Annotated in this window: 15 protein-coding genes and 2 tRNA genes; 11 read left to right on the top strand and 6 right to left on the bottom strand. The window is 45.1% G+C overall.

Annotated features, from left to right (window positions below; all coding sequences use genetic code 11):
- Positions 1 to 39: 39 nt before the first annotated feature.
- Positions 40 to 480, bottom strand: a complete 441-nt coding sequence (locus RLO19_RS18605) for a GNAT family N-acetyltransferase (protein ID WP_446358795.1) — start codon at positions 478 to 480, stop codon at positions 40 to 42.
- Positions 481 to 611: 131 nt separating this feature from the next.
- Positions 612 to 1,655, bottom strand: coding sequence for an anthranilate phosphoribosyltransferase (gene trpD / locus RLO19_RS18600; RefSeq protein WP_446358793.1), 1,044 nt, complete (start codon positions 1,653 to 1,655; stop codon positions 612 to 614).
- Positions 1,656 to 1,991: 336 nt separating this feature from the next.
- Here trpD and RLO19_RS18595 point away from each other — a divergent pair, with 336 nt between their 5' ends.
- On the top strand, positions 1,992 to 4,016 hold the full coding sequence (locus tag RLO19_RS18595) for a PAS domain S-box protein (protein ID WP_446358791.1): 2,025 nt from the start codon (positions 1,992 to 1,994) through the stop codon (positions 4,014 to 4,016).
- A gap of 426 nt (positions 4,017 to 4,442) precedes the next feature.
- Here RLO19_RS18595 and ispF read toward each other — a convergent pair whose 3' ends face one another.
- On the bottom strand, positions 4,443 to 4,925 hold the full coding sequence (ispF, locus tag RLO19_RS18590) for a 2-C-methyl-D-erythritol 2,4-cyclodiphosphate synthase (protein WP_446358790.1): 483 nt from the start codon (positions 4,923 to 4,925) through the stop codon (positions 4,443 to 4,445).
- A gap of 392 nt (positions 4,926 to 5,317) precedes the next feature.
- On the opposite strand from ispF, the gene RLO19_RS18585 reads away from it, so the two are divergent.
- Together RLO19_RS18585 and RLO19_RS18580 are read left to right on the top strand one after the other, a co-directional pair.
- A complete protein-coding gene (locus RLO19_RS18585) occupies positions 5,318 to 6,073 on the top strand; it encodes a pentapeptide repeat-containing protein (RefSeq protein WP_446358788.1) in 756 nt (251 codons plus the stop codon).
- A 374-nt stretch (positions 6,074 to 6,447) separates the two neighbouring features.
- Positions 6,448 to 6,885, top strand: coding sequence for a ferritin-like domain-containing protein (locus RLO19_RS18580; protein WP_446358786.1), 438 nt, complete (start codon positions 6,448 to 6,450; stop codon positions 6,883 to 6,885).
- A gap of 32 nt (positions 6,886 to 6,917) precedes the next feature.
- Here RLO19_RS18580 and RLO19_RS18575 read toward each other — a convergent pair.
- Positions 6,918 to 6,989, bottom strand: a tRNA-Thr gene (locus RLO19_RS18575).
- A 48-nt stretch (positions 6,990 to 7,037) separates the two neighbouring features.
- Positions 7,038 to 7,122, bottom strand: a tRNA-Tyr gene (locus tag RLO19_RS18570).
- A 606-nt stretch (positions 7,123 to 7,728) separates the two neighbouring features.
- On the opposite strand from RLO19_RS18570, the gene urtA reads away from it, so the two are divergent.
- From urtA to RLO19_RS18530, 8 genes are all read left to right on the top strand, one after another.
- The gene (gene urtA, locus RLO19_RS18565) at positions 7,729 to 9,039 is read left to right on the top strand and encodes an urea ABC transporter substrate-binding protein (protein WP_446358784.1); all 1,311 of its coding nucleotides are present in this window, start codon (positions 7,729 to 7,731) and stop codon (positions 9,037 to 9,039) included.
- Between the two features lie 156 nt (positions 9,040 to 9,195).
- Positions 9,196 to 10,368 (top strand): urea ABC transporter permease subunit UrtB, encoded by a 1,173-nt coding sequence (gene urtB / locus RLO19_RS18560; protein ID WP_446358782.1) that lies wholly within the window; start codon positions 9,196 to 9,198, stop codon positions 10,366 to 10,368.
- Positions 10,369 to 10,386: 18 nt separating this feature from the next.
- Positions 10,387 to 11,562, top strand: a complete 1,176-nt coding sequence (gene urtC / locus RLO19_RS18555) for an urea ABC transporter permease subunit UrtC (protein ID WP_446358780.1) — start codon at positions 10,387 to 10,389, stop codon at positions 11,560 to 11,562.
- 179 nt (positions 11,563 to 11,741) lie between these two features.
- Positions 11,742 to 12,881, top strand: coding sequence for an urea ABC transporter ATP-binding protein UrtD (gene urtD, locus RLO19_RS18550; RefSeq protein WP_446358778.1), 1,140 nt, complete (start codon positions 11,742 to 11,744; stop codon positions 12,879 to 12,881).
- A gap of 470 nt (positions 12,882 to 13,351) precedes the next feature.
- Entirely contained in the window at positions 13,352 to 14,053 is a 702-nt protein-coding gene (gene urtE, locus RLO19_RS18545) for an urea ABC transporter ATP-binding subunit UrtE (protein WP_446358859.1), read from the top strand.
- Positions 14,054 to 14,431: 378 nt separating this feature from the next.
- Positions 14,432 to 15,913 (top strand): RNA-guided endonuclease InsQ/TnpB family protein, encoded by a 1,482-nt coding sequence (locus RLO19_RS18540; RefSeq protein ID WP_446358776.1) that lies wholly within the window; start codon positions 14,432 to 14,434, stop codon positions 15,911 to 15,913.
- A gap of 99 nt (positions 15,914 to 16,012) precedes the next feature.
- On the top strand, positions 16,013 to 17,782 hold the full coding sequence (locus RLO19_RS18535; protein WP_446358774.1) for a sensor histidine kinase: 1,770 nt from the start codon (positions 16,013 to 16,015) through the stop codon (positions 17,780 to 17,782).
- A 98-nt stretch (positions 17,783 to 17,880) separates the two neighbouring features.
- Positions 17,881 to 18,375 (top strand): gluconokinase, encoded by a 495-nt coding sequence (locus RLO19_RS18530; RefSeq protein WP_446358773.1) that lies wholly within the window; start codon positions 17,881 to 17,883, stop codon positions 18,373 to 18,375.
- A 46-nt stretch (positions 18,376 to 18,421) separates the two neighbouring features.
- Here the strand turns inward: RLO19_RS18530 and RLO19_RS18525 are convergent, their stop codons facing one another.
- On the bottom strand, positions 18,422 to 18,913 hold the full coding sequence (locus RLO19_RS18525; protein ID WP_446358771.1) for a hypothetical protein: 492 nt from the start codon (positions 18,911 to 18,913) through the stop codon (positions 18,422 to 18,424).
- Positions 18,914 to 19,005 lie beyond the last annotated feature (92 nt).

Here is a 19,005-nt window from a genome sequence, read left to right as displayed (position 1 = left end):
AGCACGGGTGCCGGGATGCCTTCAGCACCAAATTAAAGTCTAATAACTAAGTGATTTTATCATCTTCACATGAGAAATACCTGCTTCTTCAAACCTCTTACCCTCTGGCAAAAAGCCCAGTTTTAGATAAAGAGATTTGACATAATCTTGAGCATGAATAACCACTGTATTGATTTGCTTTTTGGCAGCAATTTCTAGAGCTTTTTTCATCAATGTCTTACCGATTCCTTGTCCTCGGAAATCTGATAAAACAGCAAGACGTTCAATTTTAGCCGTTTGATGATCCAAATATCTCACCCTGACGGTTCCCACCGGCTGATTCTCGATATAGGCTAGGATGTGGTCTGCGGTTTCATCTTTGCCATCCAAATCCAAACTTGGATCAACACCTTGTTCAATATGAAAAACCGAGCGTCTCACCCCTTGAATAGCGGCTGAATATTCTTTATAATTAACAATCTGGAACGTGATTTGGCTCATCGCGATCGCTACACCTCAATTTACGCTTACACTGAACTTTGTGTAGCATAATTTGACACTCTCTCCCTCTCCCTTCTTCCAGTTGACTGATGAGGGTACGGCAGTGCCGTTCCCCTACAGAATAAAAATGTCTAATTCTTCAAAAATTGAATAAGTTGTTCCAATTTTGACCAAGCCGCCCCACTTTTCAGGATATCCTTTGCCTGTTCAATCCCAGCTTTGTGATCCTCCAACGCCACAACCCCAGCCACTTGCAGCGCTAATGAGGTATTTAACGCCACCACATCCTGCTGAGCGGCAGTTCCTTTCCCCTGTAAAACATTAGTTAAAATGTCCACATTTTCCGCCACATCGCCGCCACGCAACGCCCCTGTTGGTGCTGAAGTCAAACCAAGCTGTTGCGGATTTAGCGTAGACAGTCGCACCTCACCATCAGATAGCAGCGCCAAGTCGGTTTCGTCAGCCAATCCCGCTTCATCCAGTTTTTCTCGTCCATGTAGGACAATTCCCTGCTGAATTCCCATTTGCTCTAAAGCATGGGCAACCGTTGATACTACATTGGCATCAAATACACCAATCACTTGACCTGTCGGGCGCAATGGATTGACTAGAGGTCCTAACAGATTAAATACCGTCCGCACCTTCAGGGTTTGTCGCAACGGGGCTACCGCTTTCATCGCCGGATGCCATCCCCGGGCAAAAAGAAATGTAACGCCCACCTCATCTAATGCGGACTGGACTTTTTCTGGTGGGGCAGATAAATTGACGCCCAAAGCCTCTAAAACATCGGCTGAACCCACTTTCGAGGAGGCTGAACGATTCCCATGTTTGGCAACCCGTACACCAGCAGCCGCCGCCACAAACGCGACAGCCGTCGATATATTAAAGGTGGATGCACCATCGCCACCTGTGCCACAGGTATCAATAACTGGCGTTTTATGGTCAAGGGCTTCCTGCTGTAAGGATTGATCCTGCAACACTTGAGCCATTCCTACCAATTCGGATGCCGAGACTCCTTTTGCCTGAATCGCCGCCAGAATCGCCCCGGATAAAACAGGCGGAATGTCCTCATTTAGCCACCCCTGCATTAGCTGGGAGGCTTGCTCACGGGATAATGATTGTCTGTCGAGGATTTGTTGCAGCAGGTTAGACCAGTTGGTAGGAGTTTGGAGCATTGCTTGATGTTTGTTTACCTGGGGAAATAGGAGCTTGGGGAAATTATGAAGACAAACTCTTAATTAACGATTGCTATGACTAGGTGTATTATTATACCGGATAGCAGGAGATACCATTATTGAACCAATAATCTACATAAGTACAAAAAATTGTTATCAGAGTCCAAGCGCTAAATTCAAACAAAGACGTAGTCGGCTACGTCTCTACATGGCTTTTCCAGCGCTGTGTCCTCCGCCCGCCGTCTCAACCGAAAACTTTTTTATCCTCCGAATGTTATCATAGGCATTTAAAAACCTGACGGCACATTAACTTGGTTTAGCGTTAACTCAAAACCCTTGTTTCATTCCAACCCCACCCGACCTAATACAGCTAGAACCTCTGTTGTGGACATTCCATCCAAACCTGTTGAGGCACAGCTAAATGAATGTGATGATCGCTTCTGTGATACCTTTGAGCAAGCAGCCGTTGGCATCAAACAGGTATCGACGGATGGTAAGATAATTCGGGTTAACCCTAAGTTCTGTGAGATCGTTGGCTACAGCCGTGATCAAGTCCTCACACGCACCTGGCAAGACCTAACCCACCCCGATGACTGGGCAAGCGATCGCGCGATAATGGAGTTACTCTTAGCCGGTACCCTTGAGAGTCACTGCCAACAAAAACGCTACCAACACCAAAATGGCAGCATTGTCTGGGTGCAAATCACTATATCCTTAGTGCGATCGCCTCAAGGAAATCCGAAGTACTTTTTGCACGTCATTCAAGATATGAGCGCCTGTCAAGCGGCTGAATCGGCTCTGCAACGCTCAGAAGCCCGCTTGCGCGAAAAAGCTCACCAAGAAGGCTTGCTCAATCGCCTCTCAACCCAAATCCGCAACAGTTTAGACCTCGATACGATTCTGAAAACAACTGTACTAGAAATCCGCCAGCTATTGCGAATCGATCGCTGTCAGTTTATCCGGTATCATGCTGAGCAAGTACCCGGTTATTGGGAAGTTGTCACCGAAGATCGAGAGTCTTGGCTTCCCGATTTGACAGGCTGCTATTGGGCGGACACCAATGAAGTTCTCACGCATCAGTTATACCATCTGAACATGATGCGGATTGATACCGTGGAAACGGTGAGCGATTCCTTATTACAGGAATTTATGCGATCGCTCGATTATCAGTCTCTATTGCTTATCCCCCTACAAACCCCTTCCGGAATCACCGGGGTGATTAGTTGCAGCCACACTCAGGAAACTCGCCCTTGGATAGATAGCGAAATTGAACTCCTCGAAGGGGTGATCTCTCAACTGCTCATGGCAATCCAACAAGCTGAACTTTACGCCGCTAGCTGTCAAGCCACAGAACATGCTCGAAAACAAGCCGCACAATTATCAAAAGCTCTCCACGATTTGCAGCGCACCCAATCTCAGTTGATCCAAAGTGAAAAAATGTCCAGTTTGGGTCAGCTTGTGGCGGGTATTGCTCACGAAATTAACAATCCGGTTAATTTTATTTATGGCAATCTTATTTATGCCCAAGAATATTACCAAGATCTCATCGCGCTGGTACAACTTTACCGCACCGCTTATCCTAATCCTCCAGCCATTCTTAAAGAGCGGATCGATAGCATCGATTTGGACTTTATATTGACCGATTTTGCTAAACTTCAATATTCAATGAAGGTTGGCGCTGAACGGATTCGAGAAATTGTTCAATCTTTGCGGACTTTTTCTCGTTTAGATGAGTCAGGGCGCAAAATAGTAGATATTCATTCGGGTATTGAGAGTGCTTTGATGATTCTGCAATATCGACTTAAGGAGAAGCCGGGATCAGCCGGAATCTGTGTGATTAAAGAGTATGGAGATTTGCCCCCCATCGATTGTTGGCCCGGACAGTTAAATCAAGTTTTTATGAATATCTTGACCAATGCGATTGACGCGATCGAGGAAAAGGCAAGTCATTATTCGTCTCCAACTGAGGCAGAGTTTTTGGACGGGATGGGACTATTTTCACCAACAATTACGATTCGCACAGGTATTAGCCAAACAGACTCGGCTAAGTCTCCAATGGCTGATGATGTAGCCGAGGAAAATTCTAAGGGAGAAAGGGACGATTCTGAACCAGATACTCCTTATGTTTATATCCGCATCACAGATAACGGAATCGGGATGAGTCCACAAACGAAAAAACGGCTCTTTGATCCCTTCTTTACTACGAAACCTGTGGGTTTAGGGACGGGTTTAGGGTTGGCGGTTAGTTACCAAATTGTTGTCGAAAAACATGGCGGTAAGCTGTGGTGTAATTCGACACTTGAACAAGGATCTGAGTTGGTGGTTGAGATTCCGATTCAACAACCGCAAAACAAACGGTGATTGGAGAAAATTTAATCCGGCTTCCCCATGGAACAAAAGCTCTCGCATCCTCTGGCTTCCCCGTGCAAAAAACGCGAAGCATCCTCTGGTCTCCCCCTTAAAAAGGGGGACGGAAGGGGGATCTCCCAAGGGGGACTTTGAATCCGGTTCCCCCCTTAAAAAGGGGGGCTAGGGGGGATCTCTTCTCAAGTGGCGATTATTGGGCATCAGTTTATGGCTTTCTCTGTTCAGTTTAGATCCCCCTAAATCCCCCTTAAAAAGGGGGACTTTGAATCCGGTTCCCCCGTGCAAAAAAAGCTCCCGCATCTTCTGGTCTCCCCCTTAAAAAGGGGGACGGAAGGGGGATCTATTGGGGGACTTTGAGTGCTATGTTTGTGTAAAGTTCGCCGCTTAAGGTTCGTTGGAGTTATAACCAATGACAAAGAACTAATGCTCCTTAACTAATAACGTTACAGCATAAGCCGCTATTCCTTCTTCTCGTCCCACGGGTCCTAATTTCTCATTGGTGGTGGCTTTAATCCCGATTTGATCGGGTTGTAATGCTAAAGTGGTGCTGAGGCGATCGCGCATAGTTTTGATGTGGGGCTTCAGCTTGGGACGTTCGGCGACGATTACCGAGTCAATATTGCTAATCTGCCAACCCTGCGATCGCACGAGCTGATTCACCTGACTCAATAACTCTAGACTATCGGCTCCTGCCCATTTTGGGTCGGTGGGAGGAAAATAATGACCAATATCTCCCAGACTCAATGCGCCTAGCATGGCATCCATTATCGCATGGGTTAGGGCATCCGCATCACTATGCCCTAGCAATCCGAGTTCGTGGGGAATGTTCACACCCCCTAGAATCAAAGGGCGTCCTTTCTCTAGTTTATGGATATCGTAACCGTTACCAATCCGGATAGTCATTGCTTTTTCCCCCAGGTTAACCTCAATAATTTACCAAATCCTCATCCTTACCCAACTTACCCCATGACTAATCCCTAACCACGATTTTCTTTATCAACTCTTTACCAAACTGATTGATTTTTAAAATCATAGTAAATTTTTGCCCCTTTTTCCAGAAATTAAGCGTCAAACCCTTTAATTTTATCAATAGCAAGCTATTCTCAGTAATAAGAGTGACAACACCCCTTTAAGTTTAAATAATCGTTCAACCTCGTTTAGGGTTGTCTACTTATAACTTTTATCGCCGTTGAATTGCGCCAAACGCTGAAACCTTTAACGACGATTTATTATCCGTTTCTCAGAACCAGCAACCTTATCTTGAAATTGCTCATTGTACTCAACCTAACCCTCCTATGAAACCGCAACACCATCGAATTCCTGAAGAGCAAGCCCAAGACGTTTTGATGCGAGCTGCTCAACTCTATGCCCAGCACAACCAAAGTTATTCTGCACAAGAGCTAATCGATGCTGGAACCGAAGCCCAAATTCCACCAGAGTTTATGGAAGAGGCGATTAATCAGATTGAGTTAGAAAATATCCAAGCTGAGGCTCAACTCCGGAAAACTAAACGCGGTAAACCCTTATTGATGGGATTCGCGATTTGTCTTCCTTTATTAATCGCCCTTGGCGTAGCCGGATGGTTGTTGCCGAGAAATAGTGTAACCAATGCCGCCGTCAGTCAGTCAGCCCAGACAAACCAGGCGATATCCCCCCTAAGTAACCTCAGTTCTGCCACTATAGCGCCGAGTAACTTTAAATGTGCGGGCTTAGCCCTCAATGGCGCTGATTTGAGTGGCAAAAATCTCAAGGATGCCGATTGTACCAATGCCGATTTAGCCAATGCTAATTTGACCAATACCAATCTCGAAGGGGCAAATCTAAGTCATTCTAACTTAGAAAATGCTAATTTAAATGGCGTTAATCTCAAAGGAGCAGATTTAGCTGGAGCGAATTTAGCCGGGGCAAACCTAGACAGCGCGAACCTAGAAGGCGCGAACCTGAGTAATACGGATTTAAGAAATGCCAATCTCAACAACGCCACTATCACAGGAACGGATATGGCTGGAGCTAACTTAGACGGGGCAAACTTGAATAACGCTCAAAAATAAGCGGTTCCCCATAGTGGGAGCATCTTGCTCCCTGGATGTTGCTCCCTGGATGTTGCTCCCTAGATGTTGCTCCCCCAGCTAAGAGACGTACCATGCTACGTCTCTAGATTGCTCTCCTAGTGCAAGAATGCAGAAATAACTGAGCAGTTAACAGCTCCCTCTGCTCCCTCTGCTCCCCCTGCTCCCCCTGCTTCATCGTGTCTACAAAGCTGCTCAAGTATTTTTGCCGCGCTGCACTAGCTCCCCCACCACTCTTGCCGAGGGAGGTGGCAAAATGTTCTCTAGCAACTGTTGTAGATTCGCTGACTTGTTAAGCTTCTTTAGGGATAAACTAAAACAGACCTAAGTGAATCTACTTACCGCAACCTCAACATATGAAAGAGCTTGACCTGAAAAAGACCATTGACGTACTCAACACCATTATGGAGTTTGAGTTGGCTGGCGTCGTGCGTTATACTCATTACTCCTTGATGGTGATTGGTCCTAACCGAATTCCGATTGTAAACTTTTTTAAGACACAGGCTAGCGAGTCTCTGCTCCACGCTCAACAGGTGGGAGAAATTATCACAGGCTTAGAAGGTCATCCCAGCCAAAAGATTGCGCCCATCGAGGAAACCTACCAACATTCCGTGCAGGATATTTTACAGGAAAGCCTTAATCATGAGAAAAAAGCATTAGATCTCTATAAAGACCTTCTGGATATCGTGGAAGATGCATCCGTGTATCTAGAGGAATTTGCCCGTGGTCAAATTGGTCAGGAGGAAATGCACAACGTAGAGATTAAGAAAATGCTGCGTGACTTTAGCTTGTAAATCACGGGTCATTAATTAATAGATTTCTCAAAAGCCCGTGACGAGGATTGAACTCGTGACCTCACCCTTACCAAGGGTGTGCTCTACCACTGAGCTACACGGGCATCATCATAGACGTTTCTCATACACACACTCTATAAAATAGAGCAATGTGGTGGGCCGGGTTGGATTTGAACCAACGTAGGCGTAGCCAGCGGATTTACAGTCCGCCCCCATTAACCACTCGGGCACCGACCCATTTCGTTCACAGTTACCCATACTAGCACAACTTTTTATTTATGTTAAACTTTTTTTGGACGTCCCCGTCTCAGCCATGTGAGCCATCTCCTCCAAGGGCGGGTTGAGTCACGTTATCGGTTTGTAGGCATAAGTTATCTGTAAAACCATCCGTGTCAATTTAAGCTACAACCCTTGCCAATTATTGGTTCGAGCAGTTCTATACAAACTGGGGCCTGTTGCTTGCTCCCTCTGCTTCCCCTACTTCCCCTGCTCCCCCTGCTCCCTCTGCTTCCCCTACTTCCCCTGCTTCCCCTGCTTCCCCTGCTTCCCCTGCTCCCCCTGCTCCCTCTGCTCCCCCTGCTTCCCCTGCTTTTAGCGCTTAAGTTGACTCCAATGCTGTAAAACCCGCCCCTACACCCCGGCTTCCAGACAGACGTTCCACGCCTTACGTCTCTACTTGCCTATCCCTTGTAGTAGCACCATCTCACCCATCTCCTCAATCTCATCCATCTCGGCGTTTGGTATCAAAAATAACAATTGCTCGGCTAAGCTGGCTCTATTATCGCAGCTTAACCTTGTTTATCTCTATCAACGAACGGAATTAGCCGAGGAATATTTATACAAATGGTTAGAAGATTAGGGCGACGTAAATTTTTGATCTATGGCGGTGCCACGTTAGGAACCAGTATTCTCCTCAAAGCCTGTAGTGAACCGCCGGCAGATACCACCGTAGATGCGACAACGCCTGACTCGGCAGCAGGTGGTAGTAGTGGCGAGACGATAAAAGTCGGAATTCTCCACTCCCTGAGCGGCACAATGGCAATTAGTGAAAAAAGTGTTGTCGATGCTGAACAACTCGCCATTGAGGAAATCAACGCCGCCGGTGGTATTCTCGGTAAGCAGATTGAAGCGATTGTGGAAGATGGTGCCTCAGATTGGCCCACGTTTGCTGAGAAAGCGAGAAAGCTAATTGACCAAGATAAAGTAGTCTCCGTTTTTGGCGGCTGGACTTCTGCAAGCCGCAAGGCGGTATTGCCTGTCTTTGAAGAGAAAAAACATATACTCTGGTATCCTGTGCAGTACGAGGGTCAGGAATGTTCTAACAACATCTTCTATACAGGCGCTGCTCCCAATCAGCAGATTGAGCCAGCCGTGGATTGGTTGCTGGAGAATAAGGGCAAAAAATTCTTCCTGATTGGTTCTGACTATGTGTTCCCTCGTACTGCCAACACAATTATTAAGGCACAGCTTGAAGAACTCGGTGGCGAGACGGTTGGCGAAGATTACTTACCCTTGGGAAATACAGAAGTTACTCCCATCATTACTAAAATCCGTGCCGCTTTACCAGAAGGGGGCGTTATCTTCAATACCCTCAACGGGGATAGTAATGTGGCATTCTTCAAACAGCTACAGGGCGCAGGTTTGACACCTGATAAGTATCCGGTTATGTCTGTCAGTATTGCTGAAGAAGAAGTCAAGGCGATTGGGCCCGAATACCTCAAAGGTCACTATGCGGCTTGGAACTACTTCCAAACCGTTGACACACCACGAAACCAGGAGTTTGTCAAGGCATTTAAGGCAAAATATGGTGAAGACCGAGTGACCAATGACCCGATGGAAGCCGCCTATATTGGGGTTTACTTGTGGAAGCAAGCGGTTGAACAAGCGGGAACGGCTGATGACTTAGAAGCTGTCCGCAAAGCGGCTTATGGTCAGAAATTTGAAGCCCCAGAAGGTATGGTGACCATGAATTCTAACCATCACCTCTCGAAAGTGGTGCGGATTGGTCAAGTGGGAGACGATGGTTTGTTTGAAATTGTCAATGAGACAGAAGCCGCCGTCGCACCGATTCCCTGGAATCAATTTGTGGCTGAAACTAAAGGGTATGGTTGTGATTGGTCTGATCTGAGTAAGGGTGGCAAATACAAGTTATAAAGACGTATAACCTCTGGAACAGGCAGATAAGGAACAGGAAAGATAGGGGAGTCTGGGCGGGCGCAAGTCCCATCCTTGGTGAGGCAAGAAACGATAATAGTGAAAAGAGCCCCTACACAATAAAAAATCAACCATCAATAATCAAAGTAGAAAATTGTGCTAGCAGGACTTTTAGATAGTCTCTATGGCGGTATCAGTATTGGCGCTGTTTTATTAATTGCAGCGCTGGGATTAGCCATTATGTTCGGACTCATGGGTGTGATCAACTTGGCGCACGGCGAGTTGATGATGCTGGGTGCTTATACGACCTTTGTTGTCCAAAATGGGTTCAAGTCTCTGGGGGAACCATGGTTTGAAACTTATATCATCTTTGCCGTACCGATCGCGTTTCTGGTTACCGCCGCTGTGGGATTGGTTCTCGAACGGGGCGTAATCCGCTTTCTGTACGGGCGTCCCCTGGAAACTTTGCTAGCAACCTGGGGTGTTAGCCTAATTTTGCAGCAGTTTATCCGCAGCGTGAATTGGGTGATGGTGATTGGTATTTTCCTATTTTGCCTGCTATTCTTTGGGGCGCTGTGGGTGCTGTCTCGTCGGGCAGATTTTCCGAGGATTCGCTCTTGGGCAATACCAACAATGCTGGTACTATCCTTAGGAATTGTCTTTACCATTGGGAAGGTTTTAGGTGAAACCTTTGCCCTGGCGACGACTAAGCCTTGGTTTGGCACTCAGGGTGTCGATGTAACTGCACCAACCTGGTTACGGGGAGGATGGCTCGTTGAGTTACCCGCAGGCAGTTTTCAGTTATCTTATGTCCGACTATTTATTATTGGGCTAACTATTCTTTGCATTACGGGAATTTACCTATTCTTACAGCGTTCAGCTTGGGGATTACGAATTCGCGCTGTGACTCAAAATCGGAGTATGAGCGCTTGTTTGGGTATTCCTACGGGTAAGGTTGATGCTTTAACCTTTGCCATTGGTTCGGGATTAGCAGGAGTGGCGGGTTGTGCGATTAGTTTGCTGGGTTCAGTAAGTCCCAATACGGGTCAAAATTATGTCGTCGATACGTTCATGGTGGTGGTGGTTGGCGGCGTTGGTAAATTGGTAGGTTCGATTGTGGCGGCGTTAGCGATTGGGACGATTAATTACCTGATTGGTTCGGGAATACTGGCTTTGCTGTTTCAGCCAATTGAGCCGTTATTTGATTTGTTTACCTTTTTTGCCACCACCAGTATGGCAAAGGTGATGGTGTTTGCCCTAATTATTATTTTCCTGCAAATTAGACCGGGCGGTATTTTCCCGCAGAAGGGACGGTCTTACGAATTGTAATTGTAAGACAAATGACAAATGATATCTGACTCAGTAATTGAAATTCCTGGAATAGAGCGACGGCGACAGCGTCGTCGGTCACTGCTGATTGAAGTGGGTGTGGTTACTCTCATCGCCCTGGTGTTGATTATTGTCATACCGTTGGCGCTGTCTGACTTTCGCCTGAACCTTCTGGGGCGATTTTTGGCATTGGCGATCGCAGCCTTGGCAATTGACTTGATTTGGGGCTATACCGGACTCTTGAGTCTGGGTCATGGCATCTTTTTTGCCCTGGGGGGTTACGCTTTGGCAATGCACCTGCAATTAGCCCCCCTAGAAGGCAATCGTTTGCCGGAATTTATGAGTCTCTACGGTGTGGATAAATTACCATGGTTTTGGCAACCGTTTAATTCCTTTGGATTTGCCGTCTTTGCCGTTATTGTTGTTCCAGCTATCGTCGGGGGCTTATTTGGCTATCTCGTCTTTCGTAACCGGATTCGAGGCGTTTACTTCTCCATCCTCACCCAAGCCGCAACCATTATATTTTTCAATTTATTCAATGGTCAGCAGAAACTATTCAATGGTACAAATGGTTTAACCAATTACCAAACCTTGCTGGGTGCTAATGTGAATGACGACCGAACCCAGTTTATATTTTATACCATTACAATCCTGTTGCTGATAATATCTTATGCCTTATGTCGCTGGCTGACTCAGGGTCGTTTTGGACGCTTACTGGTGGCGATTCGCGATGATGAAAGTCGGGTAAGGTTTTCGGGCTACAATCCCACAGGTTTTAAGGTTCTAGTTTTTGCTATTTCTGCCGGGTTGGCGGGAATCGCTGGTGCGATGTTCACCCTGCAAACGGGTATTGTTTCACCGAAAGCGATGGATATTGCCTTCTCGATTGAAATGGTGATTTGGGTGGCGGTTGGCGGTCGAGCCACACTCGTGGGAGCAATTTTAGGGGCGCTGGTGGTCAATTTTGCGAAAAGCATTTTAAGTGAAAAGTTTGCCGAAAGTTGGTTGTTTTTCCAAGGGGGATTATTTTTGTTGGTGGTAACGGTGTTGCCAAATGGAATTGTCGGTTGGTGGCGCTATTCCGGTTATCAGGGGTTGCTTAGTTTATTGGGTAAACGTAAAGAAGTGATTACCTATCCCAGTTTAGAAGAAGACCCAGAGGTGCAGCGAGAACGAGAAGAAATTAGTCATTAGTCAAAACACTGATTTCACGGATTTCTTGGAGATTGAGGTAGGGGAGTGAGAGGTTAGTCACACACGGATGACACTGAAAGGTTAATTCCCTATAGTTGTCATTTGTCCTTTGTTATACTCGCTTCCGAAAAGAAGCAAGCTACGTCCTTTGTCCTGGGTTAGCTAAATGTTTGCCAACTATGAATCAACCGATATTATCAATTGAAGATTTAACCGTTAGTTTTGATGGCTTTAAAGCACTCAATAACCTCAACTTCAGTATGGATACTGGAGAGTTACGGGTGATTATTGGACCTAATGGTGCGGGAAAAACTACGTTTCTAGATGTGATCACGGGAAAAGTACAACCAACCCGGGGGAGAGTTCTGTTTAAAGGACAAAATCTGCGGCGCAAATCTGAACATAAGATTGTGCAGATGGGTATTGGTCGTAAATTTCAAACGCCGCGAGTTTATCTAAATCTAACGGTTCGAGAGAATTTAGATTTAGTCTGTAATCGCCATAAAAATGTTTTTTCGACTCTCTTTGGTCGTCCTGCTGCATCGGAACAACGCAGGGTGTCAGGATTATTAGAAACGATTGGTTTAGTTCCTAAAGCCGATTTACAAGCTGATTTACTCTCCCATGGGGAAAAGCAACGGTTAGAAATTGGTATGTTAGTGGCGCAATCCCCGGATTTATTGCTTGTTGATGAACCTGTGGCTGGGTTAACGGATGAAGAGACGGAAAATATCGCTGAATTACTAATCGCCCTCGCTGAAAGCCATTCGATTATTGTGATTGAACATGATATGGAATTTGTGCGGGTGATTGCCCGTAAGGTGACGGTACTCCATGAGGGTTCGGTATTATGTGAAGGAAGTATCGATGAGGTGCATAATGACCCCCGTGTTATTGAGGTGTATTTAGGACGAGAGTCTTCGATTAGCGCTGATCAAATGAAACTGCTGCGAATTGTGACAGCGATGGCTTGGTCTGATGGGGATTTAGCGCCTGAAGAAGCCCAGTTAATTATCTCTCGATTGAGTCAATTGTTTTCGACGGATAGTGAAGAACAGGAAAAATTACAAACAGAACTACGGGATTATCTAGCGGCAAATGTTGATATTGATGAATTGGTTGCTCAAATTGAAAGTCCTGAAGAACGGGAGTTGATTCTAAAGTTGGGTTATGAGGTGATTAATGTCAGCGCCCGCACGCCTAATGAACCGACGATTAATCAACAAGAAGCAGCCGCTTATAAAGAATTGGTGAAACTTCTGGATTTACCGGAAGCAGTTATCAATCGCTTAGAAGCAGATACCGCCGAGTCGTTGTGATTGAGGGATAGATTCACAAAATATGTTTTTTGTCAAATTTATTTCTAAATAAGCTCAAAAAATTTTGTCATTGGGGTATGCTTGTATTTTGGGAGTTTTGCCGACGCTAGGGAAGAAAATGACGCCATACTAAGGGTTTAAAGCCTGTGTTTTTGCAAATTAACTACAATTAGTTATCGGTGGGGAGGGCGGGTTTTGTTGAAATGTTATCGGTGAATAGCGTAATTTAGTCCCTAAACCCGCCCCTACAATTGACTTTGAAACAACGCTCAGGGAATAATTTTTACGTCTTGCGATCGCGAACTGTGGTTAAACCCAGCGATGCTCTAAGATAGTTCCTAAACTTAACACTCCTCAATAATGTTTGAGCGATGCTGCACTAAACTAAGAATACTAATTCAAGGCTTCTAGCTATGAGTCCAACTGACCAAGTAATATCTAAAATCGATCATCAATCCTCAACTCAGCTAATGCTGCAAATTAGGGATGTGAATGTGTATTATGGCGAAAGTCACATTCTGCGGGATGTGGATTTAACTGTACCCGTTGGACAAATGGTTTGCCTGATTGGACGCAACGGTGTGGGAAAAACAACATTGCTGAAAACGATTATGGGGTTGCTCAAACCTCGAACGGGTACAATTACCTTAGCCGAGGAACCGATTACCCATAAATCCCCCGATCAACGGGCAAAATTAGGAATTGGTTATGTCCCCCAAGGGCGAGAGATTATTCCTCGCTTAACGGTAAAAGAAAATCTGTTGCTGGGGTTGGAAGCCTGTCGTCAGGGTAGAGGGAACAAAGCTGAGATTCCTGAAGAGATTTTTAGCTTATTTCCCGTTTTAGAATCCATGCTATCTCGCATGGGGGGAGATTTAAGTGGAGGACAACAGCAACAACTTGCGATCGCGCGGGCTTTAATGGGGAAACCTCGATTACTGGTGTTGGATGAACCCACAGAAGGAATTCAACCCTCGATTATCTTAGAAATTGAAGCCGCTATCCGTCAGATTGTCAAGTCTACCGGGATTTCTGTGCTGCTGGTGGAACAGCATCTGCATTTTGTCCGACAAGCGGATTGGTACTACGCGATGCAAAAGGGAGGTATTGTCGCATCGGGTTCAACTCGTGAACTAAGTCCTCAAGTGATTCAGCGGTTTTTAGCGGTTTAATCGTCCTTTGTTAAGCAACATGGGAGACGGTAAGATGAGGGACATAGAGGAGATGGGGAGATAGAGAGAATATTTCCAATCCCGAATTGTGTTATGACTGAAACATCAAATTCACAGTTGAAGTTCGACGCGGCTTTCTTTATTCGCATTCAGTTATAAGTTGAGCCACGTATTCCCTTAGTCGTTCCTGCCAGTTGGGGACTGCTTTAAGTTGTAGTTTTTGCCCTTTGTACCCCTTGAAACATATTGGCTGATCGTCCAAAGGGAAGGGTAGTATTTTTTTTGCTCCTAGCTTATGGTTTTTCTTGAAGGTCATTGCCTAAATCCACCTAATTATTGGTATACTGATAGTATAAATCAACCTAACATCAGCCAAGTATGATATTAAGCTACGTCTATAAACTGCGTCCATCTGGCAGCCAATCTGCCAAGATGCAGTCGTGGCTTGATATGCTCCGAGCCTCCTACAACTGGTGTTTAGCTGACCGGATTGAAACTTATCATTACTCTTTTATTCAGGGACCCTATTGCAGTTTAAGGACTAAAGCCGAGGCTTACCCATTAACCTGCTGCATCGTTAAAAACGGTGCGACGGGTAATCCCTGGAAAAACAACGGCAAAAAACGTAATGCTGGCACGATTCAGGATGCCGCACTGGTAGACCTGAAAGCTGCCCGTCCCTGGTATAAATCGATCGACTCAGACGTATTGCAACGCAATATTGCCAGGTTGAACACTGCCTATAAAAACTTCTTTGATGGGGGGGGATTCCCAGTATTCAAAAACCGCAGTAATTTCCGGTCGTTCGAGTACAAGCCAGGTCGGGTCAAGTTCAAGGGGAGCAAAGTCTATCTGCCTAAAATCGGTTGGATGCGCTTTTTCAATTCCCGCCCCATCCCTGATCGGTTTGCCGTTAGAAGCGTTACAATTCGTCGCCGAACCGATGGATGGTTCATTTCGGTACGCCTGGAGGACAAATCAATTCCAGAGCTTATACCCCGCCCCGCTTCCGAAGTAAAAACGGCGGTTGGGCTGGACATGGGCTTAACTAAGTTGGTGCATTGCTCCGATGGGAGTGATATCCCCAACCCCAGGTTTGCCACTAATCAGAAGACTAAGCGAACCCTGAAGATTCGCCAACGGCGTGTCAGTCGAACTAAAAAAGGTTCAGGGAGGCGCAAGGAACGGGCTGCTGAAGTAGCCAAGCTACACAGCAAAATAACAAATCGCAGAAATGCTTACCAGTGGCAGGTTGCCAATAAACTGGTCAAGAAAGCCGATGCCGTTGTAGTAGAAGATCTCAACATTCAAGGAATGGTGAGGCGGTGTAAACCCAAACCAGATGAAGGAACCGGACGTTTTTTGGATGGTGGTCAATCAGCCAAGCGAGGTCTAAATCGTTCCATTTCGGATGCCTCATGGGGAGAGTTAATTTCCAAGATTGAGTATGCGGCTGTGAAGTCGAGAAAGGTCTTGCTCAAAGTGAACCCGCGAGATACATCCAGAGAGTGCAGCGCCTGTGGTCATATCGATAAAGCCAACCGGGACAGAGAGCGTTTTATTTGTACCAGGTGTGGACACTTCGACCATGCAGACAAGCAGGCGGCACGAAATATCAAGCGTAAAGCTGTTGCTGAATATGGCTTGAAATTAGTAATAAAAAAGGTACCCACGGACTGTGGGAAACCCAAGCAGCTAAGTCTGTTTGAAACGCCCAGCACTGAATTAACAGTGCCTAAAGGGAGAGAACACGACACCCGCAAGGGTAAACGTCGTGTGCCTGGGAACCTGGGAAGACAATTAGAGTTGTTTTCTCAGGATATGTGGAATGCGAGTTCCGCAGAATCCCCCTTTTTCTAAAAGGGGGAGTGTCAAAGGATTGACATCTGAAAATTATACTTTAGATGGGCAAAGGGTGTTTTGTCTAGATTAGAACAATGACGGTATCGTGTTTGTTTTATGCATCACTCAGAATCGGGTATTATTTCTCATCATCCAGGTATCGCGACTCCTTCCACGCCAGCGCGTCGCTTCCGTCTGTTTGCTAATCCTGGACTTTGGATCAATCGTATCAGCCGTCGTTGGAGTATTCATCAAAAAATTGGTTCTGGCTATTTTTTAGCGGTAAGCATTGCTGTTTTAGGAACGGCGACGGGATTAATCGTTGGAGAACATTATGATGATCGCGCCAGAGAGTCGTTAGAAATTACCCAGGAACGACTGGATATGTTGGGAAATTTAGAAAAATCTTTTTTTACTATTCAATTGTACCAAGAACGACTAGCTTATTTATCAGAAAATCAGCTTGTAGAAGCTGATAATCTTAGGAAATTAAATGAAGCTTTAATAAAAACCGATAATCAACTCGCACAATTACAATTTCATTTAAAAAATCATCGTCAATTACCAAGCGATTATAGGAACTCCCCAAAAGAACTATTGAATTATTGTGCTCAGGGTTTAGACACCTATCATCAGGTAGTTAGCTCTATTTTAGAAAGACTTACTTATGAAAGGCTTACTCCCAGCCAAATACAAACGATCCAACCTTTTTTGGTAAAAACGTTTAAAAGCGAACTGATTCCCCAGTTTGAAACAATTTCAGCAAGTTTAGACAAGCTCGTTCGCTTAACTGAAATTCAACAACAGCAGGCAAAGGCTAAATTTAAGGACGCTAAGATATTACGGGCTAGCATCATTGCTGGAAGTATGATGCTATCGATAGGAATTGCGGCAGTTTTAGCCATCTATACCAGTCGCGCGATCGCACGTCCGATTCAAGCAGTAACCCGCATTGCAGAACAAGCCACTCACGACGGCAATTTTGACCTGCAAGCTCCCGTAACCACTGAGGATGAAATCGGAGTGTTAGCCACATCTCTCAATCATCTGATTCAACGAGTCGCTACCCAAATTCACGACTTACAGCAAGCCCAAGCGCAACTGATTCAAAGTGAAAAAATGTCTAGCTTGGGACGGATGGTAGCTGGACTTGCCCATGAAATTAATAATCCGGTGAATTTTATTCATGGTAATCTGACTTATGCCCAAGACTATACTCATGATCTTCTAGAACTGTTGCATCTATATCAGCAGCATTATCCCCATCCTTCAGCAGAGATTCAAACTAAACTTGATCAAATTGATTGGCAGTTTATTTGTGAAGATTTTCCCAAAATTATGAATTCCATGCAAGTGGGAACTGAACGCATCCGCCAAATTATTTTATCCTTACGAAATTTCTCTCGCCTAGATGAAGCAGACATGAAACAAGTCGATATTCATGAAGGCATTGAGAATACAATCTTAATTTTAAATTCTCGCCTAAGTCGGGATATGGAAGTCATTAAACACTATGGGCAGATTCCTTTAATTGAATGCTATCCGGCTCAGCTAAATCAAGTTTTTATGAATATTATAAACAATGCTATTGATCAACTAAGCAGTGAGCCAGGATTGAGCAAACGGCAGATTATTATTCAAACCCAGCAGGTTGATCCTAATCAAGTTGAAATCAAAATCCGGGATACAGGTTCTGGGATTCCTCCAGAAATTAAACCTAAAATATTCGATCCATTTTTTACAACCAAGCCTGTGGGACAAGGAACGGGAATGGGTCTAGCTATCTCGTATCAGATTATTCAGAAACATCAGGGAAAAATTGAGGTTATTTCAGAATTAGGTCAGGGTTCAGAGTTTATCGTCAGCTTACCAATAAAACCTGGATAAATCCGTGTTTTAACCCGTCCCGAAGTATCATTTTAGAATCCTTGGTTATTTATACCAATGAGAAGTAAATTAGCTCCACGGTTTCTTATAACTGAGAAATGATTATAATTGTGATGGGGGTTTCTGGCTCTGGCAAATCTAGGGTGGGTCAAACTTTAGCTCAACGCTTGGGATGGCAATTTCGGGATGCTGATGATTTTCATACTCAAGCCGCAAAAGAGAAAATGAAACAAGCCATACCCCTCAACGATCAAGACAGACAACCCTGGTTAGAGGTGATACGATCGGCAATGGATCGGTGGCTAGTGGCAAGTGAAAATACAGTATTAGCTTGTTCGGCTCTCAAGTCAAGTTATCGTCAAGTTTTAGGTATTCAAGATTCACGAATCCAGTTTATTTACCTGCAAGGTAGCTTTGAACTCATTGATGAACGGCTCAAACATCGCCAAAACCACTTTATGCATGAAAGCCTGCTGCCAAGTCAATTTGAAACATTGGAAGAACCGATTCCCTCTGAAGCAATCTACATTGACGCTTCCCAATCTCCAGAGGCAATTGTTCAAATCGTGATCAATAAGCTGCATATTAAGTGAAATTGGTTCATCATTGATTCTTCATTGTTCAACTAAAACCTAAAACCTAAGAACAATCGGTTAACTCACTCGCTGGAACCACTGCATTAGAATTGGCAAATCCTTGTAATTTTTGTTTATAATCAAATAACTGTTGCCGAACCTCTTGGGAGTCAGTCTGACCGATCATTCGATTGACAACATTCATCGCTTGTGACCAGTTTTGGTTACAGACAGCTTGTCGTAATTGGGCATTGAGGTTAGCTGGAGGGGGACTAACTGTTCTTGTGGCGCGTCCTGGGGTGACTGTTCCTGTTGCGCCTCCTGCCAGTCGGACGGAATTTGGCAAAGATTTTTCTTTTTCAGTGGTGATTGTGTCATGTTCTTGGTGAGGTATACCAGGTATTAAGACAGTGAAATTACCTGGGGCTGAGGAAAAGGGTTTCCAGATAGATTGGGCGACTTGAATCGGGGGTTCAGCATGCCCGATTTCCGGTACTAAAGAGTCACTTACCAGCAAGGTGGTGATCAAGAATGGGAGTAGTAGTTTGGTATTCACGGTTCTATTCCTTTAGCAAGCCTATCAGCCTCACTTTAGCCCAAAAAAGACTCATTCAAAAATACAAAAAAGGCGCACTGTTGGTAGTGCGC

Origin of the sequence: Coleofasciculus sp. G2-EDA-02, from assembly GCF_040226375.1 — a bacterium.
In the GTDB taxonomy this organism is placed as follows: domain Bacteria; phylum Cyanobacteriota; class Cyanobacteriia; order Cyanobacteriales; family Coleofasciculaceae; genus Coleofasciculus.
The sequence above is the reverse complement of the archived record's forward strand: the minus strand, read 5'-3'. Positions and strand labels throughout refer to the sequence as shown.

Bases quoted from the DNA above. Each gene is read 5' to 3' on its own strand.
- RLO19_RS18605 (WP_446358795.1), bottom strand. From the start codon at position 480: ATGAGCCAAATCACGTTCCAGATTGTTAATTATAAAGAATATTCAGCC.
- trpD (WP_446358793.1), bottom strand. From the start codon at position 1,655: ATGCTCCAAACTCCTACCAACTGGTCTAACCTGCTGCAACAAATCCTC.
- ispF (WP_446358790.1), bottom strand. From the start codon at position 4,925: ATGACTATCCGGATTGGTAACGGTTACGATATCCATAAACTAGAGAAA.
- RLO19_RS18585 (WP_446358788.1), top strand. From the start codon at position 5,318: ATGAAACCGCAACACCATCGAATTCCTGAAGAGCAAGCCCAAGACGTT.
- RLO19_RS18580 (WP_446358786.1), top strand. From the start codon at position 6,448: ATGAAAGAGCTTGACCTGAAAAAGACCATTGACGTACTCAACACCATT.
- urtA (WP_446358784.1), top strand. From the start codon at position 7,729: ATGGTTAGAAGATTAGGGCGACGTAAATTTTTGATCTATGGCGGTGCC.
- urtC (WP_446358780.1), top strand. From the start codon at position 10,387: ATGATATCTGACTCAGTAATTGAAATTCCTGGAATAGAGCGACGGCGA.
- urtD (WP_446358778.1), top strand. From the start codon at position 11,742: ATGAATCAACCGATATTATCAATTGAAGATTTAACCGTTAGTTTTGAT.
- urtE (WP_446358859.1), top strand. From the start codon at position 13,352: ATGCTGCAAATTAGGGATGTGAATGTGTATTATGGCGAAAGTCACATT.
- RLO19_RS18540 (WP_446358776.1), top strand. From the start codon at position 14,432: ATGATATTAAGCTACGTCTATAAACTGCGTCCATCTGGCAGCCAATCT.
- RLO19_RS18535 (WP_446358774.1), top strand. From the start codon at position 16,013: ATGCATCACTCAGAATCGGGTATTATTTCTCATCATCCAGGTATCGCG.
- RLO19_RS18530 (WP_446358773.1), top strand. From the start codon at position 17,881: ATGATTATAATTGTGATGGGGGTTTCTGGCTCTGGCAAATCTAGGGTG.